Source organism: Streptomyces sp. NPDC097640 (assembly GCF_040302705.1).
In the GTDB taxonomy this organism is placed as follows: domain Bacteria; phylum Actinomycetota; class Actinomycetes; order Streptomycetales; family Streptomycetaceae; genus Streptomyces.
The window spans coordinates 141,875-165,673 of sequence record NZ_JBEOSB010000026.1; the positions used below are offsets into that span (position 1 = coordinate 141,875).

The window sequence follows — 23,799 nt, forward strand, 5'->3', positions numbered from 1 at the left end:
CTCCGGTGGCCGGGCGGCGCCCCCGCCCGGCCGCCGGAGAGCGCGCTTCAGTCATTAATTATGAATACATCTTGACAGGGTTTCGGGCCCCACCCACGATGAACGCACTTCACTGAGCCTTCGTCGCAGGAGCCGCCTGTCATGTTGTCCCTGCACGCCCAAGAACCCCCCACGCCGCTGACCGGCCATCTGCCCATGGGCAGTTCCGCTTCCGCTCCCCGCTCGGTGACGGTCGACAGCCAGAGCCTGATCAGGAACGGCCGCCCGTGGATCCCGGTGATGGGCGAGTTCCACTTCAGCCGCTGCCCGGCGGCCGGGTGGCGCGAGGAACTCCTGAAGGTCAAGGCGGGTGGTGTGGACCTGCTGGCCACCTACCTGTTCTGGAACCAGCACGAGAACGAGCGCGGCACACTGCGCTTCGACGGCGATCTGGACCTGCGCCGTTTTGTGACCCTGTGCGATGAGCTCGGCCTGGCCGTGGCCGTGCGGATCGGCCCCTGGTCCCACGGCGAGTGCCGCAACGGCGGCTTCCCGGACTGGCTGGCGGAGACGGGCTGCACCCCGCGCACCGACGACGCGGCCTATCTCGCACTGGTCGAGCCCTACTACCGGCGCATCGCCCACGAGTTGCGCGGCCTCTTCCATGACGACGGCGGCCCGATCGTGGCGGTCCAGGTGGAGAACGAGCTCTACGACCAGCCCGGACATCTGACCACCCTGCGGCGCATGGCCGAGGACGCCGGCATGCGCGCACCCTTGTGGACCGCGACCGGGTGGGGCGCGGCGGACCTTCCGCGCGACACGTTGCTGCCGCTGCACGGCGGCTACCCGGAAGCGTTCTGGGAGGACGCGTACGACGGGTGGACGCGGGAGATGCGCCGCCACTACTTCTTCACGCCGATCCGCGACGATCACGCGATCGGCGCCGACCTGCGCTCCACCGCCCCGGTCGGCACCGGCCCCGACCCCCGCCGTTATCCCTACGCCACCTGCGAGTTGGGCGGCGGCATGGCGATCGCCTACCACCGCCGGCCCCTGGTGCCGGCCGAGGACATCACGTCACTGGCGCTGGCCAAGCTCGGCAGCGGCTCGGTCTGGCAGGGCTACTACCTGTATCACGGCTGCTCGCAGCGGCTGGACCTCAAGGAGCCCAACCAGGAGAGCCATGACACCGGCTACCCCAACGACCTGCCGACGGTCACCTACGACTTCCAGGCGCCCCTGGGCGAGTACGGACAGGTCAGGCCCTCCTTCCACGCGCTGCGTCTGCAACACCTGTTCCTGCGCGGCTACGGCGCCGAACTGGCGCGGATGCCGCTGTGGCTGCCCGATGACCAACCCTCCTCGCTCGACGACCGCACCACGCTGCGCTGGGCCGTTCGCTCGGCGGGCGACCGGGGCTTTCTGTTCGTCAACAACCACCAGCCGCACGAGACGCTGCCCGACCACGACGGCGTCCGCTTCCGCGTCCATCTCGACGGCGGACGCACCGTCACCCTGCCCGCGCGGCCCGTCTCCGTGCCCTCCGGCGCGCACTTCGTATGGCCGATCGGCCTGGATCTCGGCGCCGGGCTGCACCTGGACTGGGCCACCGCCCAGCCCGTCACCCGGCTCGGGACGGACGGCACCACGCTGACCGTGCTGGCGGCCGTCGACGGCATCCCCGCTTCGCTGTCCCTGCCCGCGGACGTGCGGGTGGAGGGGCCGGCACGGGTGGAGCGCGGCGCTGACGGCACCCTCGTGACGGTCACCGAGCCGGGCACCGGGGCACTGCTGACCTTGACCGCCCCGTCCGGCGGCGCCCGGGTCCTGGTGCTCCCCCACCGCGAGGCGCTGCGGCTGAGCCGACTACGTGTCTTCGGCCGGGACCGGCTCGTGCTCGGCGACGACCTGGTGCTCGCCGACGGAGACGAACTGCGGCTGCACCTCGCCTCCTCGTCCCCGTCCATCGCCCTGCTGCCCGCGCCGGCCGCCCTGCGGGGAGCAGGCGTCGGGCTTCCCGGACCGGACGGCGTCTTCACCCGCTGGCCGCTGAACCCCGCACCGCGGCTGCCGCAGCCCGCCCTGGAATGCCGTCACGCCCAGGCCGTCGCCGCCCCGGCCCGAACCGGCGGCTCCCATCGGCGCGCCTCCGCGCCGCGCGACGAGGACTTCGACAAGGCCGCCGTGTACCGCGTCACCATCCCGGCATCGGCCCTGGACGGGGAGGCGGAGGTGCTGCTGCGGCTGCGCTACACCGGGGATGCCGCCCGTGCGTACATCGGCGGGACACTCGTCGCGGACCACTTCTGGTACGGGCCCGACTGGGAGATCGGGCTGCGCCGCTTCGCCGACGCCGCCGTGCGGTACGGCGTGGAGATCCGCGTCCTGCCGCTGAACCCCGCCGCGCGCGTCCATGTCGACGCCTCGGTGCGCGAGGGCCTGGACGCCGCCCGCACCCGGGCCGCGGTCGAGGCCGCCGAGCTGGTGGCCGTGGCGCGCGCCACCCTCGTCGGCTCCACCGGCACGGCGCTGCCCGCGCCGAGCGCCTACCCCATGGCCTGACGGCACGCCCGGAGCGCGGTCACCATTCCGCGAACGACCCGTCGTCGTGTCGCCACACGGGGCTGTGCCAGTCCGGCGCGCTGCCGTCGGCACGGCGCACCGCCTGCTCGTCGACCTCGATGCCCAGGCCCGGGCCGAGCGGGCGGCGGAGGTGTCCCCCGTCGAACCGGAACACCTCGGGGTCGATGACGTAGTCCAGGAGTTCGGACCCCTTGTTGTAATGGATGCCGATACTCTGCTCCTGAATGAGGAAGTTCGGTGTGCTGAAGGCCACTTGGAGACTCGCGGCCAGCGAGATCGGCCCCAGCGGGCAGTGCGGGGCGAGCAGCACGTCAAACGTCTCCGCCAGCGACGCGAGGCGCCGCACCTCGGAGATGCCTCCCGCGTGCGACAGGTCCGGCTGGAGTACCGCGATGCCCGCCTGGAGCGCGGGGAGTGCCTCGGTGCGCGAGTAGATCCGCTCGCCGGTGGCGATCGGGATCGCGGAGGCCGAGACCACGTCGCCGAGCCGGTGGGCGTACTCGGGCAGGACGGGTTCCTCGACGAACAGCGGGTGCAGCGGTGCGAGATGGGGCAGGACCCGGCGCGCGTTGGCGGCGCTGAACCGCCCGTGGAAGTCGATCGCGAAGTCCCGCTCGGGTCCCAGCGCGTCGCGGGCGGTGGCGGCCCGTTCCACGACGGCGGCGATGTCGGCGGCGGTGGCCAGCCGGTTCATCCGACCGCAGGCGTTCATCTTGACGGCGGTGAAGCCCGCCTCCACCTGTGCCGTCACGGCTTCCGCGATCTCGCCGGGCTCGTCGCCGCCCACCCAGCTGTAGGCCCGCACCCGTTCGCGCACCGGACCGCCCAGCAGCACATGGACCGGCACCCCGAGCGTCTTGCCGGCGATGTCCCACAGCGCCTGGTCGATTCCGGCGACGGCGCTGGAGAGCACCGGGCCGCCCCGGTAGAACGACCCCTTCGTCATCAGCTGCCAGTGATCCTCGATCCGCATCGGATCCCGGCCGACCAGATACTCGGCGAGTTCGTGAACGGCGGTGCGGACCGTCGCCGCCCGTCCCTCCACGACCGGCTCGCCCCACCCCACCACCCCTTCGTCGGTCTCGATACGGCAGAACAGCCAACGGGGCGGCACGGCGAACGTTTCGACCTGGGTGATTCTCAAGAGTGTCGCTCCAAAGGCAGGCGCGGGAGGACCGGACAGGGCGTGGTCGCCCCGGGGCTCACGAGGAGTTCTTCAGCACGCTCCAGCCGCCGTCGACGACGAGCGAGGCCCCGGTCACGAACGAGGCGTCGGCACTGGTCAGGAAGGCGACCGCCGCGGCGACCTCCTCCGGCCGGCCGAGGCGTCCCACGGCGGTCTCCCGGGCCGCTGCCCGCCGGTCCGCCTCGCCGATGCCGTCCCAGGCCCTGGTCAGGACCGGTCCCGGCAGCACGCTGTTCACCCGGATCCGGCCGCCGTACTCGACGGCCAACTGCCGGGCCAACCCCGTGAGCCCGGCCTTCGCCGCGGCGTACGCGGGCCGACCGGGCAGTCCCACCAGGGCGTGCACCGAGGAGACGAGCACCACGCTGCCGCCCGTCGAGATCAGATCGTCCAGGCAGGCGCGCACCCCGAGGAACGACCCGGTGAGGCTCACGGCGAGCTGTCGGTTCCACTCGGCCTCGCTGGTCTCGTGGGCCGCCGCGACACGGACCGCGTAGGCATTGCTCACCAGCGCGTGCACGGGCCCGAAGGCCTCGCGGGCCGACCTCACGGCCTGGGCCCATGACGCCTCGTCCGATACATCGCAGCGCTGGAACCGCGCGCTGCCTCCGGCGTCCCGTATGGCCGCGGCCACCGCCGCGCCTCCCGGCTCGTCGATGTCGGCGACGACCACGCGGGCTCCTTCGGCGGCCAGCCGGTGAGCCGTGGCGGCGCCGATACCGGAGGCCGCACCGGTGACCAGCGCGCACCGCCCGGCGAGGCGGTCCGGGCACGGGGTGGGGGTGGGATGCACGGGAGGACTCCTGCGGGTGGCGGCAGCAACTCACCGCATTAAATATGAATTAATGCGACGTGCCAAGAGGTGACGCACACGTCGAGGCCGCAGCGCACAGCGCTGCGGCCTCGTCAACGTCCTGCGGCCTTGCGGTACCTAGGGGTGGATCCCGGGGAACATGAGGACGTCCCGCTGCTGTTCCGCGAAGGCGGCGTAGGTCGTCCGGCGCAGTTGCTCGTCCCGCTCGTGCCGCTGCCGCGGGTCCTCCAGTTGCTCCTGTTCGCTCAGCGCGCGGGAGGCGTTGACCATGAGCCGGGTGCGCTCGCGGCGTTGGTCCTCATAGCTGCGCAGACCGGCGGTGAGATCGCCGGCCCGGGCCAGTGTCCCGGCCAGGACGACGGCGTCCTCGATGGCCATCCCAGCCCCCTGGGCGAGGCTGGTGAGCATGGGATGCGCGGCGTCTCCGAGGAGGGTGACCCGGCCGTCGCCCCAGTGCTCCAGGAAGGCGCGGTCGCGGGCCGGGATGGCGATGATGTCCTCTTCGGGCGTCACGCGGATGGCCGCCTGGACCTCGTCCGCCCAGCCGGCGTACGCCTGGACGATCTCGTCCTTCGTGCCCCGCCAGTCGGCGGCCCGCTCGACGGACATGTTCTTGGTGCCGAACCAGTAGGTCTGTCCGTGGCCCACGTCCAGCAGTCCGAAACGCTGTCCGCTCCCCCAGTAGTGCAGGACCGAGCCCGTCTCGAAGCTGGGGTGGCTGAACGGGACGATGGCGAGCCAGCACACATATCCGGCCTCGTACACCGGCTCCGGGCCGGTGATCTGGCGGCGGACGGCGGAGTTGATCCCGTCGGCCCCGACCACGATGTCGCCGTGGGCCCGGCTGCCGTCGGCGAAGCGCACGGTCGCTCCGTCCGGTCCGTTCTCATAGCCCACGGCGGCGGCGCCGAGGGTGATGGGGGTGTCTCCCACCGCCTCCAGGAGGCCCTGTTGCAGGGCGCTGCGGCTGATGACCACGGTGGGCGGCAGCCCCAGCTCCTCGCTGAGCTCCGGAATGGGATACCAGGTGATGTGGTTGCCCTCGGCGTCGTTGATGCCGAAGCGCTGGAGGACCTGCCCGCGTTTTTCCAAGCCGATGTCGATGCCGAGGGCGTCCAGCGCGGCGCCGCCGTTGCTCAGCACACCCAGGCCGGAACCGGCGGCTCTTAATTCGGTGGCGCGCTCGTACACCTCGACGTCGATGTCGACCTGGCGCAGAGCGGCGGCCAGTGTGAGGCCGCCGATCCCCGCCCCGATGACCACTGCTTTGGGCCGGTGGGATGTCATGAGGCTCGGGTGTCCCTTCGGAGATGGGTTGAGGGGTGCAGGATGTCGGCGACCGTCTTGGCCACGTGCGCGACGCCGGGCTCCTCGATCATGGAGAGGTGGTCGCCGGGGATGCCGATCACCTGGATGCGGCCGGTGGTCATCCGCCGCCAGCCGTTGGTCGGCTCGTAGTGCAGGCTGCCCGCGGCGCCGTGCATGGCCTCGAGGATGGCGGGCAGCGGTTCGTCGGCCCGCAGGAGGACGATGTCCTGGTCGACGGTGTCCGGCCGGTAGTCCAGGGTGGCCAGCCAGTTCGCCCGGTAGAGGCGGAACAGGCGCCTGATGACGGTTCCGGAACTGTCGGCGGGCAATACGCCCAGGTCGACGGCGCACCGCGCGATGTGTGCGAACTTCGCGTCCAGCGTGGTGGCGTGCTCGGGCATCTCGTCCAGTGGCGAGGCGCCGCCGCGTACGGGCCAGAGCAGTTCCCAGAAGAACCAGCCGAGCAGCGCGTCCTCGGTGTACAGCTCGCGCAGGTGTGGGTTGAGGGCGACGGTGTCCAGGATCAGCACCTCGGCCTGCTCACCGGCCGCGCGGAGTTGGCAGGCCATTTCGAAGGCGACGAAACCGCCGAAGGAGTAGCCGCTGATCTTGTAAGGGCCTTCGGGCTGGATCCGTCTGACCGCGGTGAGGTAGCCGCGGGCCATGTCGGCGATGGTGTCCAGCGGTTCGGTGCCGGGGTCGGCGCCGGCCGCCTGGAGGGCGTACAGCGGCTGCTCGCGGTCGAGGTGTCTGGCGAAGGGCAGGAAGCACAGCACATTGCCGCCCATGGGGTGGACCAGGAAGAGCGGGGTCCGCGAACCCGCCTTGTTGAGCGGCACGATCGGGTCGAAGCGGGCCGGTGCCGCCGCGCCGGAGCGCAGCCGGGTGGCCATGGCGGCCACGGTCGGCGCGGCGATGAACTCCGACAGCGGGATGACGGTGCCGAAGCGCTGTTCCAGCGTGGCGATGAGCCGCATCGCGGTCAGTGAGGTGCCGCCCAGGTCGAACATGCTGTCGTTGATGCCGACTTCGGGCAGATGCAGCAGGTCCGCGAGGATCTCGGCGAGGGCCTTTTCGAGCGGGGTGCGCGGCGGGGTGGTGTCGTGGTCGGCGGGTGCCTCGAGCGGGATGGCCCGCAGGGCGGCGTCGTCCCGTTTCCCGCTGGGGGTGGACGGCATGGCGGGGAGCCACTGGACGTAGGACGGCACCATGTAGTCGGGGAGCGTCTCCCGCAGCCTGCCGCGCAGCGCGCCGGTGTCCACGGTCGAGGGATCGCCGGTCAGGAACGCCACCAGGACCGTGTCCGTGCCGGGGCGGCTGTGGGCGACGACAGCGGCTTCCGCGATGCCCGGATGGCGGGGGACGAGGTCGCGGATGGCCAGCTCCACCTCGGCCGTCTCGACCCGGAATCCGCGGACCTTGACCTGGGTGTCGGCGCGGCCGGTGCACACGATCTCGCCGCTCGGCAGCGCGAAGCCGAGGTCGCCGGAGCGGTAGAAGCGGCCGGGTGTGCCGGGCAGCGTGACGAAGCGTTCCTTGGTCAGGTCGTCACGGCCCAGATAGCCGCGCGCGACCGAGGCGCCCCCGAGGTACAACTCGCCCGTCACGCCCGGCGGCACGGGGCGCAGCCGCGGGTCCACCACGACGACCTGGGCGCCGTCGACGGCGGTGCCCACCGGGGGAAGGTCCGGGAAGTCGGCCGGCGGTCCGGTCAGGGTGTGGCGGGTCACCACATGGGTCTCGGTGGGCCCGTATTGGTTCTCCAGCACCACTCCGGGCAGGGCCGAGCACAGCCGCCGGATCTCGTCGGTGATCCTCAGCTGTTCGCCGCTGGAGACGATGACGCGCAGCGCGGCCGGTGCGAGGCCCAGCGCCGCGGAGGCGAGCGCCAGTTGCTGGAGGGCGATGTAGGGCAGGAAGATCCGCTCGACCGCTTCCCGATGCATCAGGCGGACCAGGGCCGGCATGTCCCTGCGGATGTCCTCCGGCACCAGGCGGAGTGTGCCGCCCGCGCACAGGGTGGAGAAGATCTCCTGGAGGGAGACGTCGAAGCTCAGCGGTGCGTACTGGAGGGTGATGCCCTGCGAGGCGCTTCGGGCGCGATTCTGCCAGGTTACGAGGCCCGCCAGGGTGCGGTGGGGGATGTCGACCCCCTTGGGCCGCCCCGTGGAGCCCGAGGTGAACAGGACGCAGGCGGTGCTGTCCGGGGCGAGCGTCCGGAGGGTCGCGGCGGGCGCTTCACCGGTGGGCGGCCCGGCGATCTGCTCGAACCGTACGGCCGGCGCGTCCTGGTCGGGGAAGGCATCGTGCCGGCTGGCGACGACAAGGAAGGGGTCGGCCTCCTCGATCATGCGGGAGAGCGTTTGGCGGGGTATCCGGTGTCCAGGGGCATGACCGCCGCCCCGGCCCGCATGATGCCGAGGATGGCGGCGATCACCTCGGGTGACCGGTCCGCGGCGAGGCCGACGACGGCGCCGGGCCGCACGCCCAGGGCGATCAGGTTGCGGGCCACGGCCGCGGTCGCCCGGTCGAGCCGCGCGTAGGTCCATCGCTCGTCGTGCGTCGTCAGGGCGAGGGCGTGCGGGGTGCGCGCGGCCTGTTCCGCGAAGCGGTCCACCGCGCTCCGTGCCACGTCCGTGGCGGGCGGAAGCGGCTGCGGCACGGGCGTGAGGAAGTCCCAGCCGGGCTGTTCCAGGGGATGGTGGACCAGGTGGCCGAGGATGCGCGTGTAGTAGTCGGCGAAGAGCCTGACCTGATCGTGGGTGACCGTCTGTCCGTCGTTGTCGATGCGCAGCCAGATGTTCTGGTCGACGGGGTCCGTCACGGCGTTGACGAGGAGCGTGAAGTTGGTCTCCTCCACGGTGCGGAAGTCCGTCAGCTCCAGCCCCGGCTCCCCCAGTGCGTCCGTGAGCTGCTGGAACCGTACGTAGTTGAAGACGGTGTCGAAAAGCGGTCCGCCGCCGTGTTCCTCCGGGATGGCGCTCATGGGGTAGTGGCGGTGGGGATACGCGCCCTGCTCGCGCCGGAACGCCTCCCGTACCGCCTCGAGCCAGCTGGCCTGGGCCGTGTTCACCCTCATGGGCAGGGTGTTGAGGAACAGGCCGACCATGCGCTCGGCGTGGGGGTGTTCCGGTCGGCTGTGCGCGATGAGCCCGGTCATGATGTCCTCACGGCCGGACAACAGCCGCAGTGTCATGCAGTGGGCGGCGAACAGCACCGACTTGACCGGCAGCGCCTGCTCGCGGGCGAATGTCCGCACGTCTTCGCCGAGCCCGGCCGGCAGGTTGAAGCGGTGCGACCCCCGCCTGCTCACGGACGACGGGGGCTGGTGCGGGCGGAAGGTGCCGATCGAGACGGGCTCGCTTCCGTCGAGCTCCGCCCGCCAGTACCGGCGGTCGGCCTCCGACGCCAGGGCCCGGCGCTCGGCCAGCAGGTGTGCGGCGGGCGAGGGCAGCCGGACCTCGGGCACCGGGGTCGGGTGCAGGCCCAGGGCGTGCCCGTAGTCGCGCAGCAGCTCGCCGATGAGGTTGGCGACGCTCGCACCGTCCAACAGGGCGTGGTGGAAGCTCAGGACCAGGTCGATCGTGGAGCGGCGGATGTGGACGCGCAGCGAGTACAGGGGCGCGGTGTCGAAAACGTACTCGTGGTGGCGGCGTTCTTCGATGTGCCGCAGCACCTCCGCTTCCGCGTCGTCGCCGTCACGCGCCCGCAGATCGACGACTTCGAGGCCGTCCTCCATGGGAGCGTGCACCAGCTGGAGCGGTTCGGTGAACCCGGCCAGGCCGAAGCTGGTGCGCAGCGCCGGATGGCGCCGTACGAGCCCGTCGAAGGCCGCGCGGAAGGGCTGCTCGTCCCAGTCGCACCGCAGTGTGTAGCGGAACACGTCCTTGTAGAGGGAGGATCGGCGCTGCTGACGGCTGTGGTAGATCAGGCCGAGTTGCATCCGGGTGAGCGGGTAGGCGTCCGAGACCGAGCCCAGCCGCGCCCGGTCGATACCGGGGACCGTCTCGAAGGGGAGCGTTCCGCCCTCGGACACGTCGGTGGGGCATTCGTCGAGGCGGGCCCGCGCGGCCAGGCCGGCGACGGTGGAGTGCCGTACCAGGTCGGCCAGGGAGAAGCGCAGGCCGCGCTGCTCGGCCAGGGCGCGGATGCGCAGCATCTGTAGCGAGTCGCCGCCGAGCGCGTAGTAGTCGTCCTCGGCAGCCACCGGTCCGCACCGCAGCACCTCCTGCCACACGTCCGCCACGATCTCTTCCGCGGAGGTGAGCGGGCGTGAGACCGGTGCGCCGCCGCGGGCCACCGGATCCGGCAGCGCCCGGCGGTCCGCCTTGCCGTTGGGCGTCAGCGGAATGCGGTCGAGCGGCACCAGCAGTGCCGGGGTCATGAACTCCGGGAGCGTGTCGGCGAGATGGCGGCGGATGTCCGCGGCGGCGATCCCGTCCTCCGCGACGTAGTAGCCGACCAGATGGACACCCCGCTCGTCATCGGTGCGGTCCACCACCAGGGCGTCCCGGACCCCGGGCACGGCGATCAGGGCCCCGCCGACCTCGCCCGGCTCCACCCGGTTCCCGCGGATCTTCACCTGGTCGTCGAGGCGGCCGAGGTATTCGAGCGTGCCGTCGGCGAGCCACCGCACGAGGTCAGCGGTGCGGTACAGACTGCCTTCGCCGGTGAACGGGTCGGTGATGAACCGCTCGGCCGTCAGGGCGGGCCGGTTCAGATATCCCGCGGCCACCCCGGCGCCGCCGATCCACAGCTCGCCCGGGACCCCCTGGGGCTGTGGCTGCCCGTCCTGCCCCACCACATACAGACAGGTGTTGTCGATCGGCCGTCCGATGGGCACACGGCCGACGGGGCGGCCGGGCTCCCCGGGGCAGTCGTGGAACGTCACGTCGACGGTGGCCTCGGTCGGGCCGTACAGGTTCACCAGGGCCGGCGTGGCGCGCTCGGCACCGTGGAAGATCCGGTTGAACCGGTCGACACGAGCGGCCGGCAGCGCCTCTCCGCTACAGAAGACCCGGCGCAGCGTCCGCGTTCCGGCGTGTACGTCCGGGTCCTGCTCCACGGCGTCGAGGAAGGCGCCGAGCATGGACGGCACGAAGTGGGCGACGGTGACGCCCCGGTCGTGGATGGTCCGGCCGATCACGCGGGGGTCCTTCTCACCGCCCGGCGGCAGCAGGGCCACGCTCGCCCCCTCGATGGCCCACCAGAACAGCTCCCACACGGACACGTCGAAGGACACGGGCGTCTTCTGGAGCAGTACGTCGCCCTCGCCGATGGGGTACGCGCGCTGCATCCAGGCCAGCCGGTTGGCCACCGAGTGGTGGCGGACCAGCACGCCCTTGGGCCTGCCGGTGGAACCGGAGGTGTAGATCACATACGCGAGGTCCGAGCCGTCGGCCAGCGGCTCCGGCGGGGTGTCGTCGCCGTGCAGCAGGTCCGGGACGCGGTGCACGGGCACGCCCGCCGCCGTCGAGATCCGTGGCTCGCTCTCGTCCGAGGTCAGGACGGCGGCCGGGCGGCTGTCGTCGAGCAGGAAGCGGATGCGCTCGCGCGGATATCCCGGGTCCACCGGGACATAGGCACCGCCCGCCTTGCCCACGCCCAGCAGCGCGACGAGCAGGTCCGGGCCGCGCTCCATCATGACGGCGACCCGGTCGCCCGGGCCCACGCCGTCCGCCCGCAGCGCCCGGGCGACCTGGTTGGCTCGCGCGTCCAGTTCGGCGTAGGTCAGGGCGTCGTCGGGGCCCGGGCCCACCACGGCGATCCGCGCCGGGCCGCGGGCGGCCTGCCGCTCGAAGAGCCCGGAGAGGGTGGCGTCCCGCGGATATGCGACGTTCTCTCCCCTGCCGTACCGGATCAGTTCCGCCCGCTCCGCGGCCGAGAGCATCGGCACCGCGGACATCGGCCCGTCCGCCATGTCCACAGCCGCTTCGAGGAGGTTTTTGAAGTGCTCCGCCATCGCCTCGACCGGGAAGTCGTCGTCGAAGACATCCGTGGCGTAATCCAGGTCGAAGCGGATTTCCGGGGAGTTGTCGAAGTCGAGCACCACCACCGAGAGGGCATCCTGCTCATGGCAGGGCGATTCCAGCGACGTCTCGGCATCGATACCCGGCCCGGGGTCCGGGTGGCCGGTCCGGAGGTAGGACAAGGTGACGTCGAAAAGCTGCCGGTTTCCGCCGTGGGAATCGCGTAATCGGCGCACCACGTCTCCCAGCGCCGCCCGCTCGTGCACGCGCAGCGCGCGGGTGGCGGTCCGTGTCCGGCTGACGATGTCGCGCAGCGGCATCCCGTGGTGGGCGGGCAGGCGCAAGGGCAGGGTGTTCGCGAAATGCCCCACCGTATCCATGAATTCCCTCGGCCGGTTCAGCACCGGAACGCCCAGGGTCACCTCTTCGGCGCGGTGTACGCGCGACAGATACGCGCCCAGCACGGTGGCGATATAGGGGAACAGCGGCAACTGCGCCTTGCGCACGCGGGCCGCCCATGAACGGTCCAGGCTGAAGGAATAGCGCGCGGCTTCGCGGGGGGCGCTCGCCGGCTTCCTGGGGAACAGCGCGGGGACCGCGCCGGCGAGGGCGGAACAGTGGGCGGCCAGGTCCGCGGTGTTCTCCTCGGATCCCTGGTACACAGCATCCCGCTCGGAGAACAAGCGGTATGACGGCGCGCTGTTCTCTACGGCGGTGGTGCCCGCCGTCATCGACGCATAGCCGTCGAGGATCTCGGCGCTCACCTGGCCGAGGGTCCGGCCGTCCATCACCAGGTGGTGCGCGACCAGTCGGAGGTGCGTCACGCGGGCGCTCTCCACCAGGAGCGCCGCCCGGACCATGGGCTGATCGCGCAGCGGCATCGGGCGCTGCTGGAATGCGCGCACCCAGCGGCGGCAGGCCGCCGCCGGGTCACCTTCCTGTGACAGGTCGGCCGTCTCCACGACGGGGATCCGGGGCTCGACCCACTGAAGAGGTGTCCCGTCCCGCTCGTCGAATCGCAGACGCAGCGCGTCATGACGTCGCAGGACCTGCTCGACGCACTGGCGGAGGACGTCGAGATTCACGTTCCCGGTGAGCTTCTCGTACAGCGAGACGTTGTACTGCGGTGATTCCTCGGATTGTGCGGCGGAGACCCATATGTCGAGTTGATAGCGCGTTAAAGGGAAGGGCTCGGGCGAAGTCATTGTCACGATCTCCGGGTGAGACGATGAGGGTCGGCTACCGGTCGAACGAAAGAATGAGAAGACCGAGGTGAGGGCGCGCCAGAAGGCACCCACGGCGTTTCCCGGACGGGAAACGGTGAGCGGCCCGCGCTTCCGCGTCGGCGTAAGGGAAATCCAGGTCAGGGAAGGAGAACAGGGAACTGCACTGTTCCTTGAATTTCTTCTTATCGACAGTCGACGGACCTGCGCGAAAAAGGGCGGCTCAGCGAACGTAGCTTAGCCTGCGCCAGAGAAAGCAGCCACTGTGACGTGCGCCACTTTATCCTTGCGATGAACGGTGGCTGATACTCCGTTTTCAATCCCCGTCGCTTCAAACCGTGAATTCTCCCATATTTTCCGGGTGAGTTGCCGCGCATACGGGAAAACCTCCGGACGAGCACCGGGCCATTACTCGTCCGGAGGTAGCCGGGGAGGTGCCGAGGTTTACAGGCCCTTGAGGGCGATGTTCAGCTCGAGCACGTTCACCCGGGGTTCGCCGATGAAGCCGAGGGTGCGGCCCTCGGTGTGCTCATCGACCAGCTTCCGCACCTGGGAGACGGACAGGCCGTTCCTCTCGGCGACGCGGCGGACCTGGAGGTCGGCGTAGTCCCGGGAGATGTCCGGGTCCAGGCCCGAGCCGGATGAGGTCACCGCGTCGGCGGGCACGTCGGAGGGCTCGACCCTGTGGCCGGGCACCGAGTTGTCCTTGACGACGGCGGCCTTGGCGTCCTTCACCCACTGGATGAGCTCCTCGTTGTCCGCGGAGCGGTTGGTGGCGCCGGAGAGGATGAGCTTGTACTGGGTGTTGACGCTGTTGCTGCCGAGGCCGTTCCGCGGGCGGCCCTGGAACCACTTGAGGTCGGGCTCCGGCGTTTCCTGGCCCTTCTTCAGCGGCAGGTTGTAGGACTGCCCGATCAGGGACGAGCCGACGACCTTCCCGTCCGCCGTGATCTCGGAGCCGTTCGCCTTGTCGCTGAACAGCCCCTGGGCGATGCCGGTGATGACCAGTGGATAGATGACGCCCGTCACCAGGGTCAGCATGAGGAGGGCGCGCAGACCCGCGCCCAGCAGCCGGGCGGTGTTCTTCAGGGAGTTGTTCATGTCCTTCAGCCGATCCCGGGGATGAGCGAGATGAGCAGGTCGATGAGCTTGATGCCGATGAAGGGCGCGACGAGCCCGCCGAGGCCGTAGATGGTGAGGTTGCGGCGGAGCATCTTGTCGGCGCTGACCGGGCGGTACTGGACTCCGCGCAGGGCCAGCGGCACCAGCGCGATGATGATCAGCGCGTTGAAGACGACCGCGGACAGGATCGCGGAGTCGGGCGAGGACAGGCCCATGATGTTGAGCTTGTCCAGGCCCGGGTAGACCGCCGCGAACAGGGCCGGGATGATCGCGAAGTACTTGGCGACGTCGTTGGCTATGGAGAACGTCGTCAGGGCGCCCCGGGTGATGAGGAGTTGCTTGCCGATCTCGACGATCTCGATGAGCTTGGTCGGGTTGGAGTCGAGGTCGACCATGTTGCCGGCCTCTTTGGCCGCCGAGGTGCCGGTGTTCATCGCCACGCCGACGTCCGCCTGCGCCAGCGCGGGCGCGTCGTTCGTACCGTCACCGGTCATCGCAACGAGCTTGCCGCCCGCCTGCTCGCGCTTGATGAGGGCCATCTTGTCCTCGGGGGTGGCCTCGGCGAGGAAGTCGTCGACGCCTGCCTCCTCGGCGATCGCCTTGGCCGTCAGCGGGTTGTCACCGGTGATCATGACGGTCTTGATGCCCATGCGGCGCAGCTCGTCGAACCGCTCGCGCATGCCCTCCTTGACGACGTCCTTGAGGTGGATGACGCCGAGGATCCGGGCGCCCTGATCGTCTCGGACCGCGACCAGCAGGGGCGTACCGCCCGCCTCGGAGATCCGGTCGGCGATCTCGCCCGCGTCCTTCGCGACCGCGCCGCCCTGCTTCTCGACCCAGGCGACGACCGAACCGGCCGCGCCCTTGCGGACCTTCCTGCCGTCGACGTCGACGCCCGACATACGGGTCTGGGCGGTGAAGGCGACCCACTCGGCATCGGTCAGCTCACCCTGGTGCCGCTCGCGCAGCCCGTACCTCTCCTTCGCGAGGACGACGATGGAACGGCCCTCGGGTGTCTCGTCGGCCAGCGACGACAGCTGCGCGGCGTCCGCGACCTCGGCCTCCGTGGTGCCGCGCACCGGCACGAACTCCGCTGCCCGGCGGTTGCCGAGGGTGATGGTGCCGGTCTTGTCGAGCAGCAGGGTGGACACATCACCGGCGGCCTCGACGGCGCGGCCGGACATGGCGAGCACATTGCGCTGGACCAGCCGGTCCATGCCGGCGATGCCGATCGCGGACAGCAGCGCGCCGATCGTGGTCGGAATGAGGCAGACCAGCAGCGCCACCAGCACGACCATGGTCAGGTGCTTGCCCGCGTAGTCGGCGAACGGCGGCAACGTGGCGCATGCGAGAAGGAACACGATCGTCAGGGACGCGAGCAGGATGTTCAGCGCGATCTCGTTGGGCGTCTTCTGCCGGGCCGCGCCCTCGACGAGATTGATCATCCGGTCGATGAAGGTCTCGCCCGGCTTCGTCGTGATCTTGATGACGATGCGGTCGGAGAGCACCTTCGTTCCGCCGGTGACGGCACTGCGATCGCCGCCCGACTCGCGGATGACGGGTGCCGACTCGCCGGTGATGGCCGACTCGTCCACCGAGGCGACGCCCTCGGCGACATCTCCGTCGCCGGGGATGATGTCGCCCGCCTCGCACACGACCAGGTCGCCGATCCTCAGCTCGGTGCCCGGCACCCGCTCTTCCGTGGCACCGCTGAGCCGGCGTGCGACCGTGTCGGTCTTCGCCTTGCGCAGGGTGTCGGCCTGCGCCTTGCCGCGCCCCTCGGCGACCGCCTCCGCGAGGTTCGCGAAGACCACGGTCAGCCACAGCCAGGCGCTGATCGCCCAGCCGAACCAGTCGGTCGGGTCTTTGATCGAGAAGACCGTCGTCAGGACCGAGCCGACCAGCACCACGAACATCACGGGCGACTTGACCATCACCCGCGGGTCGAGCTTGCGGAAGGCGTCCGGCAGCGACTTGACGAGCTGCCCGGGGTCGAACAGGCCCGCGCCGACACGGCCCTCGGCGGGCCTGTGCCCGGTGGGTACATCGCTGTGCGGCGCCCGGGTCGGAGTGGCTGTGGACATCGGGTCCTCGTGCTTCTTGGTATCGGTGGTCATGCCGCCATCCCCTCGGCGAGCGGGCCCAGCGCGAGCGCCGGGAAGTACGTGAGCCCGGTGATGATCAGGATCGCGCCCACCAACAGGCCGGTGAACAGCGGCTTCTCGGTCCGCAGGGTGCCCGCGGTGGCCGGAACGGGCTTCTGCTCCGCCAGCGAGCCCGCCAGCGCCAGCACGAACACCATTGGTATGAACCGGCCGAGCAGCATCGCCAGGCCGATCGTGGTGTTGAACCACTGCGTGTCCGCGTTCAGGCCGGCGAAGGCGGAACCGTTGTTGTTGGCCCCGGATGTGTAGGCGTAGAGGATCTCGGAGAAGCCGTGCGCCCCGCTGTTCGTCATGGAGTTGCCCGGGGTCGGCAGGGCCATCGCCGCGGCTGTGAAGACGAGCACCAGGGTGGGGGTCACCAGGATGTACAGGGCGGCCAGCTTGATCTCGCGGGTGCCGATCTTCTTGCCCAGGTACTCGGGCGTGCGGCCGACCATCAGTCCCGCGATGAACACCGCGATGATCGCCATGATCAGCATGCCGTAGAGGCCGGAGCCCACACCGCCGGGCGCGATCTCGCCCAGCATCATGCCGAGCATGGTGATGCCGCCGCCCAGGCCGGTGAACGAGGAGTGGAAGGAGTCCACCGCGCCGGTCGAGGTGAGCGTGGTCGCCACCGCGAAGATCGACGAGGCGCCGACACCGAAGCGGACCTCCTTGCCCTCCATCGCCCCGCCCGCGATCTCGAGCGCCGGGCCGCGGTGGGCGAACTCCGTCCACATCATCAGCGCCGTGAAGCCGATCCAGATGGTGACCATCGTCGCGAGGATCGCGTACCCCTGCTTCACCGAGCCGACCAGGACGCCGAACGTCCGGGTCAGCGAGAACGGGATCACCAGGATCAGGAAGATCTCGAAGAGGTTGGTGAACGGGGTGGGGTTCTCGAACGGGTGGGCGCTGTTGGCGTTGAAGATGCCGCCGCCGTTGGTGCCCACCTCCTTGATGGCCTCCGTCGAGGCGACCGCGCCCCCGTTCCACTGCTGCGAGCCGCCCATGAACTGGCCGACCTCGTGGATGCCGGAGAAGTTCTGCATCGCGCCGCACGCCACCAGGACGACAGCCGCGATCGCGGCGACCGGCACCAGGATGCGGACCGTGCCGCGCACCAGGTCGGCCCAGAAGTTGCCCAGCTCACCGGTGCGCGAACGGGCGAAGCCGCGCACCAGCGCCACGGCCACCGCCATGCCCACCGCGGCCGAGACGAAGTTCTGCACGGCCAGACCGGCGGTCTGTACGACATGGCCCATGGCCTGCTCGCCGTAGTACGACTGCCAGTTGGTGTTGGTCACGAACGACGCGGCCGTGTTGAACGCCTGGTCCGGGTCGATCGAGGCGAAGCCGAGCGAGCCGGGCAGCACACCCTGAAGCCGCTGGAGCAGATACAGAAACAGCACACCGGCCGCGGAGAACGCCAGCACACCGCGCAGATACGCGTGCCAGCGCATCTCGGTGTCGGGGTTGGCACCGATCCCCTTGTAGATCCACTTCTCGACCCGCAGGTGCTTGTCGGAGGAGTAGACCCGGGCCATGTAGTTGCCGAGGGGGATGTGGACGAGCGCCAGCGCCGCTACGAGCGCGAGCAGCTGGAGCACGCCGGCAAGAACGGGACTCATGACGGGGCTCAGAACCTCTCCGGGAAGATCAGGGCGAGGACGAGATAGCCCAGCAGGGCGACGGCCACGACGAGGCCGACGACATTTTCGGCGGTCACAGCTTCGTCACCCCCTTGGCGACGAGAGCCACGAGCGCGAACACCGCGATCGTGGTGACGACGAAGGCCACGTCGGCCATCGCGAGCTCCTAGTGAGATTCGAACGAGAATGACAAGCACGGACGAATCGAGGAAAGCGCCTTTGTGGCTGGTTTCGGCCGTCGTTGACGGCGCTCTTACGGCCGCCCGCGCAGCCTTGACGCGTCCCTTACGGCCGCCACTTCGGGCCCCGACCGCCGCTTTGACGCATCCCTGACGCGCGTGTGGCGCACACCACCGGGATGGGGGCGGCCAGGCGGCCACGGAGCTACCGGGAGTACGCCGCCCGCTCCGCGAACGGCAGGGAGAGCACCATCGTCAGGCCGCCGCCGGGGGTGTCCTCGGGGACGAGCGTGCCGTCCATCGCCTCGGTCAGGCCCTTGGACAGAGCCAGCCCCAGGCCGAGTCCGGTGGTGTTGTCGGTGTCGCCCAGCCGCTGGAACGGTTCGAAGATCCGGTCCCGGCCGGTCCGCGGCAGGCCGGGACCGCGGTCGACGACACGCAGCTCGACCCGGCCCGCGTGGGCGCCGGCGGTCAGGACGACCTTGCCGCCGGGCGGGGTGTGGCGGGCGGCGTTTTCGACCAGGTTGGCGATCACGCGCTCCAGCAGGGGCGGGTCGGCCAGGACGGCGGGGATCTCTTCCAGCTCCCCCACCTCGACGTCCGGGGTGTCGGCCAGTACCGCCGGGAGAACCTCTTCGAGCGTGGTGCCGCGCAGGTCGAGGGTGAGAACGCCGGCCTGGAGACGGCTGAGGTCCAGCAGGTTCTCCACGAGCCGGCTGAGCTTGGCGAGGGACTCGTCGGCGGTGGCGAGCAGTTCCTCGCGGTCCTCGTCCGAGAACTCCACATCCCGGCCGCGCAGCGAGGTCACGGCCGCCCAGCCCGCGGCGAGCGGCGTGCGCAGATCGTGCCCGACGGCCCGCAGCAGTGCCGTGCGCATCCGGTCGGCGGCCTTGATCGGCTCTATCTCGGCCGCGGCCTCGGCGAGCCGGGCCCGCTCGACGGCGCTGCGGGTGATGTGCACGGCGAGCAGATCGCCGCCCGCGGACCGGTCGGCGATCCGGGCCGCCCGCCGGATCAGGGTGTCCCCCTCGGGCCCGCCGGTGAGCCCGACGACCACCCGCTCCCGGGTCTCCCACACGCTGCCTGTGGCGTCCTCGGCGCGGTACCTCCGAAGCGCCTCGTCGACCCGGTCGGTCACCCACAGCAGGGCGAGTTGCCGCAGCGCGGTCAGGTTTCCGGGCCGGAAGCGGTCGGCGAGGGCAGCGTCGATCTCCTCGGGGGCGTAGATGTTGCCGTGCGCCATGCGACGGCGCAGCCCCTCGGGCTCCATGTCCACCAGCTCGATCTGCCGGGCCCGCCGGACGACCTCGTCGGGGAGGGTCTCGCCCTGCGGCGCCCTGGTGATCCTCTCGACGACATCGTTGAGGGACGCCAGCTGCTGGATGTCGACCGCGGTGATGACGTCGATGCCCGCGGCGAGCAGTTCCTCGACGTCCTGCCAGCGCTTGGCGTTGCGACCGCCGGGGACGTTGCTGTGCGCGAACTCGTCCACGATCGCGACCTGGGGGCGGCGCGCGAGCACCGCGGCGAGGTCCATCTCCGCGAAGTCCCGGCCTCGGTGGACGCGGTGGGCGCGCGGCACGACCTCCAGGCCGTCGAGCATCGCCTCCGTACGGGGCCGCCCGTGGCACTCCACGAACCCGACCACCACGTCGGCGCCGCGCGACGCCCGGCTGCGGCCCTCCTCGAGCATGCGGCAGGTCTTGCCCACGCCGGGGGCCGCCCCGAGATAGACCTTGAGCCGTCCGGCCCGTACGTCACTCATCAGCCCTCAGCAAAGCGTCGGTTCGCGCTCCGGCCATGGATCTTGACGTTTCTCTTGCGCTGCCCGCGGAGAGATTGACACCGCCTTGACGAGGCCCGGCCGGCCATGTCCGGCGGAGCTCTCTACTCCAGCCCGGAGGCCCTGAGCACGTCCCGGGCCGTTCCCCCCGTCGATGCGCTCGCCCAGTTGCCGCAGGGTGCTCACGCCGTACCGCAGGGTGCCGCGCTCGCGCAAGCGGTGGGCCCCGGCGTCCAGCCGGTGCCACAGCAGCGGATTGGCGACCAGGGTCTCGGGGCCGAGGGCCACCGAGCCGCCGTACGTGTCCCGCAGGACGAGGCGGGTGGCCCACAGGTCGGCGCGCGCCACGGTGAGCCCGCCCGAGCCCCAGTCGAGCAGGAGCGTCAGCCCGGCGAACCCCAGTGCGCACAATCCCGCGTACCGGGCGTCCGGCCGCCAGTGGCGGTCATCGGTCGTGCCGTCGGGCCTGGCTCCCCTCTCCATGCGGTTCACGTGAGGCACGGCGCGCGGCGGTGTGCCCGGCCGGGCACCGGGACTGACGCCGCCCTGACGCCGTGGCGCCCATCCTTGACACCCCTCTGACGCCACCGACCGCGCTCAGAGCCCCGGACCGCCCTCGGCGACCGGCGCGCGCCTACACCTCGATGCGCGAGCCCATGATGACCGTGCGGTCGCGGGGAAGGCCGAAGTACTCGGCGGCGTCGGCCGTGATGTAGGAGGTGGCGATGAACAGCCGTTTGCGCCAGGGCGCCATCGTCGTGGCCGTCCCGCGCCGGAGCTCGATCTTCGACAGGAAGTAGGACGCCTCGTCCAGCCGCAACCGCCCCTCGGTCCGGGCCGGATCGAGCATCGCCAGCGTTCCGGGCGCGTCCGGCGTCTCCATGTAGCCGAACCGGGCGGCGACATAGACGATCCCGTCGTCGGCGTAGCCGAGGTCGTCGATGACGGTCCGCTCGTCGGCGGGGACGCGCGGCACGGGCTCGGTCTCGATGGACAGGATCACGACGTGGTCGTGGCGCACGTGGTTGTGCTGGACGTTGGCCCGCAGGGCCAGTGGCGCGGTCTGCCTGCCCCGGTTGAGGAAGACCGCCGTGCCGGGGACCCGGAGCAGCGTCGCTCTCCCGCCGCGGAGCTGTTCGATGAACTCGCTCAGCGAGCCCTCGAGCCGTACCCGCTCCGCGGTGACGAGCTCACGGCCGCGCTGCCAGGTCGTCATGATGGTGAACACCGTGAGGCCGATCAGCAGCGGCAGCCATGCGCCGTGGACGAGCTTGGTCAGGTTGGCCGCCACGAACAGCAGGTCCACGAGGAGCAGCGCGGTCGCGCCGATGGTGAGCAGCCAGACGGGCGTGCCCCACTTGGCGCGGGCGACGTGGAAGAACAGCAGGGTGGTGATGGTGATGGTGCCGGTGACCGCCATGCCGAACGCGAAGGCCAGCGCCGTGGAACTGCGGAAGGCGAAGATCAGGGTGAGGACCGAGACCATCAGCAGCCAGTTGACCCAGGGGACATAGACCTGGCCCATGGTGGACTCGGAGGTGTACGCGATCCGCAGCCTCGGCAGATAGCCGAGCTGGGCGGCCTGCGAGGCGACCGAGTACGCGCCGGTGATCACCGCCTGGGAGGCGATCACCGTCGCCGCCGTGGCCAGCAGGACCATCGGCAGCCGTCCCCAGTCGGGTGTGAGCAGGAAGAACGGGCTGCTGATGTTGCGCGGATCGGCGAGGATCAGCGCGCCCTGGCCGAGGTAGCTCAGCACGCACGCGGGGAAGACGAGGACCAGCCAGGCCCGGGTGATCGACCGGCGGCCGAAGTGGCCCATGTCGGCGTAGAGCGCCTCGGCGCCGGTGACCGCGAGCACGACCGCGGCCAGGGCGAAGAAGGCGGTGCCGAAATGGCCGTACAGAAAGCCCAGGGCGTATGACGGCGACAGCGCCCTGAGGATCTCCGGGTGGTCGACGATGCCGAGGACACCGCATGCGCCGATGGCCAGGAACCAGGCGATCATCACCGGCCCGAACACCCGGCCCACCGCCGCGGTTCCCCTGCGCTGCACCACGAACAGGACCACGATGATCGCCGCCGTGATCGGCACGACCGCGCTTTCCAGCGACGGCTCGACGACCTTGAGCCCCTCGACCGCGGACAGCACCGAGATCGCCGGGGTGATCATGCTGTCGCCGAAGAACAGCGACGCGCCGAGAATGCCCAGCGCGGCCAGGGCGGCGGTGGTGCGCCGGCCCTGCTGTGAGTTCCACCGTCGCAGCAGGGTGATCAGCGCCATGATGCCGCCCTCGCCGTCGTTGTCGGCGCGCATCGCAAGCAGCACATAGGTGACCATCACGATGATCACCACCGACCAGAACACGAGCGACACCACCCCGTACACGTTCTCGGTGGTGACCGGTACGGGGTGTGGGTCGCGCGGGTTGAACACGGTCTGGAGGGTGTAGATCGGGCTGGTCCCGATGTCGCCGAAGACCACCCCGAGAGCGCCGACCACCAGCCCGAGACGCGCCGTGTCGTACGCGCTCGGCCGACGAGCCTCCGGCGGCCGCGCCGCGGAACCGCGATCGACCATCGTGTTCCTCCTCCGCGTGGGCTGCCGCGCCGCGGGCCTGGTGCCTTGGAGCGGACGATACCGATCCCACCGCGCGACGGGTCGGACGCCGTGCTGTGCGTCGCGCGCGGCTCAGCCTGAGGATCGCGATCAAACTAAGGTAAGGTTTGCCTAACCAAAAGGGGCGCTGAGTGGGGGATCCCATGTTCCGCAGGGCGATGAAACCACTCCGGATTCAACGGAGTTGCCCGTCGGGGACCGTGCGGTGAGGCGAGGAGAGAGAGCCCGTCCCCTGCTGCTCATGACGCTGCTGGTCGTGGCGCTGGGGATGATCTGTCTGCTGTCCCTGGCCCTCGGCGCGGCCAGTATCCCGCCGGACCAGGTGGTGCGGGCGCTGTTCGGCGACCCGCCGAGCCGGCTCGTGGACAACATCGTCTGGTCGGCCCGGGTACCGCGTACCGCGCTCGGCCTCACGGCGGGCGCCGCCCTCGGCCTGTCCGGCGCCGTCATGCAGGCCCTGACCCGCAATCCGCTCGCGGACCCCGGGGTGCTGGGGGTCAGCGCGGGCGCGTCGTTCGCCATCGTGCTGGCGGCGGGGGTGTTCGGGCTCGGCTCGTTCCACGGGTACATCTGGTTCGCCTTCGCCGGCGCCCTCGCCGCGAGCTTCCTGGTCTATCTCCTCGGCGGGCTCGGGCGCTCCGGCCCGTCACCGGTCAAGCTGGCGCTGGCCGGCATCTCGGTGACCTCGCTGCTCTCGTCGCTCACCAGCGCCGTTGTGCTGACCGACCCCGACGCGCTGGACCGCTTCCGCTTCTGGTCGGCCGGTTCGATGGCGGACCAGGACGGTGCCACGGTGCTGCGTATGCTGCCCTTCCTTCTCGCGGGCGCCGCCCTGGCCCTCGCCTGCGCACCGGCCCTCAACAGCCTGGCCCTCGGCGACGACGTGGCGACCTCGCTGGGGCGGCGGCTGGGCCTGGTCCGGCTCCAGGGGGTCGCCGCGATCACCCTGCTGACCGGCGCGGCGGTCGCGGCCATCGGGCCGGTCGTCTTCATCGGCCTGGTGGTCCCTCACCTCGCCCGCGTCCTCGCCCAGTCGGCGGGGCTCGGCCCGGACCACCGCTGGCTGCTGCCGCTGTCCGCCGTGCTCGCGGCCGGTCTGCTGCTCGCCGCGGACATCGTCGGCCGGATGATCGCCCGCCCCACCGAGGTGCAGGCCGGGGTCATCGTCGCCTTCATCGGCGGGCCGTTCTTCATCGCCCTGGTCCGCCGGCGCAGGCTGGCGGAGGTGTGA

Annotated in this window: 14 protein-coding genes; 2 read left to right on the plus strand and 12 right to left on the minus strand. The window is 70.8% G+C overall.

What is annotated here, in order from left to right; genetic code table 11:
• The first annotated feature begins 141 nt into the window (after positions 1 to 141).
• The gene (locus ABTY62_RS34145) at positions 142 to 2,544 is read left to right on the plus strand and encodes a beta-galactosidase (protein WP_352133290.1); all 2,403 of its coding nucleotides are present in this window, start codon (positions 142 to 144) and stop codon (positions 2,542 to 2,544) included.
• Between the two features lie 19 nt (positions 2,545 to 2,563).
• Here ABTY62_RS34145 and dgoD read toward each other — a convergent pair whose 3' ends face one another.
• From dgoD to ABTY62_RS34205, 12 genes are all read right to left on the minus strand, one after another.
• Positions 2,564 to 3,709, minus strand: a complete 1,146-nt coding sequence (gene dgoD / locus ABTY62_RS34150; protein ID WP_352133291.1) for a galactonate dehydratase — start codon at positions 3,707 to 3,709, stop codon at positions 2,564 to 2,566.
• 58 nt (positions 3,710 to 3,767) lie between these two features.
• Entirely contained in the window at positions 3,768 to 4,544 is a 777-nt protein-coding gene (locus ABTY62_RS34155) for an SDR family NAD(P)-dependent oxidoreductase (RefSeq protein WP_352133292.1), read from the minus strand.
• A gap of 138 nt (positions 4,545 to 4,682) precedes the next feature.
• Positions 4,683 to 5,852, minus strand: coding sequence for an FAD-dependent monooxygenase (locus tag ABTY62_RS34160; protein WP_352133293.1), 1,170 nt, complete (start codon positions 5,850 to 5,852; stop codon positions 4,683 to 4,685).
• Positions 5,849 to 8,224, minus strand: coding sequence for an AMP-binding protein (locus ABTY62_RS47600; RefSeq protein ID WP_502997574.1), 2,376 nt, complete (start codon positions 8,222 to 8,224; stop codon positions 5,849 to 5,851). Before ABTY62_RS47600 ends, ABTY62_RS34160 begins: the two co-directional genes overlap by 4 nt.
• A complete protein-coding gene (locus tag ABTY62_RS34170; RefSeq protein ID WP_502997575.1) occupies positions 8,221 to 13,047 on the minus strand; it encodes an amino acid adenylation domain-containing protein in 4,827 nt (1,608 codons plus the stop codon). The genes ABTY62_RS47600 and ABTY62_RS34170 overlap by 4 nt, the downstream gene beginning before the upstream one ends.
• A gap of 462 nt (positions 13,048 to 13,509) precedes the next feature.
• Positions 13,510 to 14,166 carry a potassium-transporting ATPase subunit C gene (locus ABTY62_RS34175; RefSeq protein WP_352133294.1) on the minus strand — a complete coding sequence of 219 codons (657 nt, stop codon included), beginning with the start codon at positions 14,164 to 14,166 and terminating at the stop codon, positions 13,510 to 13,512.
• Between the two features lie 5 nt (positions 14,167 to 14,171).
• The gene (gene kdpB / locus ABTY62_RS34180) at positions 14,172 to 16,304 is read right to left on the minus strand and encodes a potassium-transporting ATPase subunit KdpB (RefSeq protein WP_352133295.1); all 2,133 of its coding nucleotides are present in this window, start codon (positions 16,302 to 16,304) and stop codon (positions 14,172 to 14,174) included.
• Positions 16,301 to 17,965, minus strand: coding sequence for a potassium-transporting ATPase subunit KdpA (gene kdpA, locus ABTY62_RS34185; RefSeq protein WP_352133296.1), 1,665 nt, complete (start codon positions 17,963 to 17,965; stop codon positions 16,301 to 16,303). Before kdpA ends, kdpB begins: the two co-directional genes overlap by 4 nt.
• 8 nt (positions 17,966 to 17,973) lie before the next feature.
• Complete coding sequence (gene kdpF / locus ABTY62_RS34190) at positions 17,974 to 18,063, minus strand: K(+)-transporting ATPase subunit F (RefSeq protein WP_009326374.1); 90 nt, start codon at positions 18,061 to 18,063, stop codon at positions 17,974 to 17,976.
• A 307-nt stretch (positions 18,064 to 18,370) separates the two neighbouring features.
• The gene (locus ABTY62_RS34195) at positions 18,371 to 19,930 is read right to left on the minus strand and encodes an ATP-binding protein (protein WP_352133297.1); all 1,560 of its coding nucleotides are present in this window, start codon (positions 19,928 to 19,930) and stop codon (positions 18,371 to 18,373) included.
• 6 nt (positions 19,931 to 19,936) lie between these two features.
• On the minus strand, positions 19,937 to 20,440 hold the full coding sequence (locus ABTY62_RS34200) for a hypothetical protein (RefSeq protein WP_352133298.1): 504 nt from the start codon (positions 20,438 to 20,440) through the stop codon (positions 19,937 to 19,939).
• Between the two features lie 142 nt (positions 20,441 to 20,582).
• On the minus strand, positions 20,583 to 22,529 hold the full coding sequence (locus ABTY62_RS34205) for a potassium transporter Kup (protein ID WP_352133299.1): 1,947 nt from the start codon (positions 22,527 to 22,529) through the stop codon (positions 20,583 to 20,585).
• A gap of 280 nt (positions 22,530 to 22,809) precedes the next feature.
• On the opposite strand from ABTY62_RS34205, the gene ABTY62_RS34210 reads away from it, so the two are divergent.
• Positions 22,810 to 23,799: a FecCD family ABC transporter permease gene (locus ABTY62_RS34210; RefSeq protein ID WP_352133300.1), complete on the plus strand. Its 990-nt coding sequence runs from the start codon at positions 22,810 to 22,812 to the stop codon at positions 23,797 to 23,799.

Bases quoted from the DNA above. Each gene is read 5' to 3' on its own strand.
- ABTY62_RS34145 (WP_352133290.1), top strand. From the start codon at position 142: ATGTTGTCCCTGCACGCCCAAGAACCCCCCACGCCGCTGACCGGCCAT.
- ABTY62_RS34160 (WP_352133293.1), bottom strand. From the start codon at position 5,852: ATGACATCCCACCGGCCCAAAGCAGTGGTCATCGGGGCGGGGATCGGC.
- ABTY62_RS47600 (WP_502997574.1), bottom strand. From the start codon at position 8,224: ATGATCGAGGAGGCCGACCCCTTCCTTGTCGTCGCCAGCCGGCACGAT.
- ABTY62_RS34170 (WP_502997575.1), bottom strand. From the start codon at position 13,047: ATGACTTCGCCCGAGCCCTTCCCTTTAACGCGCTATCAACTCGACATA.
- ABTY62_RS34175 (WP_352133294.1), bottom strand. From the start codon at position 14,166: ATGAACAACTCCCTGAAGAACACCGCCCGGCTGCTGGGCGCGGGTCTG.
- kdpB (WP_352133295.1), bottom strand. From the start codon at position 16,304: ATGACCACCGATACCAAGAAGCACGAGGACCCGATGTCCACAGCCACT.
- kdpA (WP_352133296.1), bottom strand. From the start codon at position 17,965: ATGAGTCCCGTTCTTGCCGGCGTGCTCCAGCTGCTCGCGCTCGTAGCG.
- ABTY62_RS34195 (WP_352133297.1), bottom strand. From the start codon at position 19,930: ATGAGTGACGTACGGGCCGGACGGCTCAAGGTCTATCTCGGGGCGGCC.
- ABTY62_RS34205 (WP_352133299.1), bottom strand. From the start codon at position 22,529: ATGGTCGATCGCGGTTCCGCGGCGCGGCCGCCGGAGGCTCGTCGGCCG.
- ABTY62_RS34210 (WP_352133300.1), top strand. From the start codon at position 22,810: ATGACGCTGCTGGTCGTGGCGCTGGGGATGATCTGTCTGCTGTCCCTG.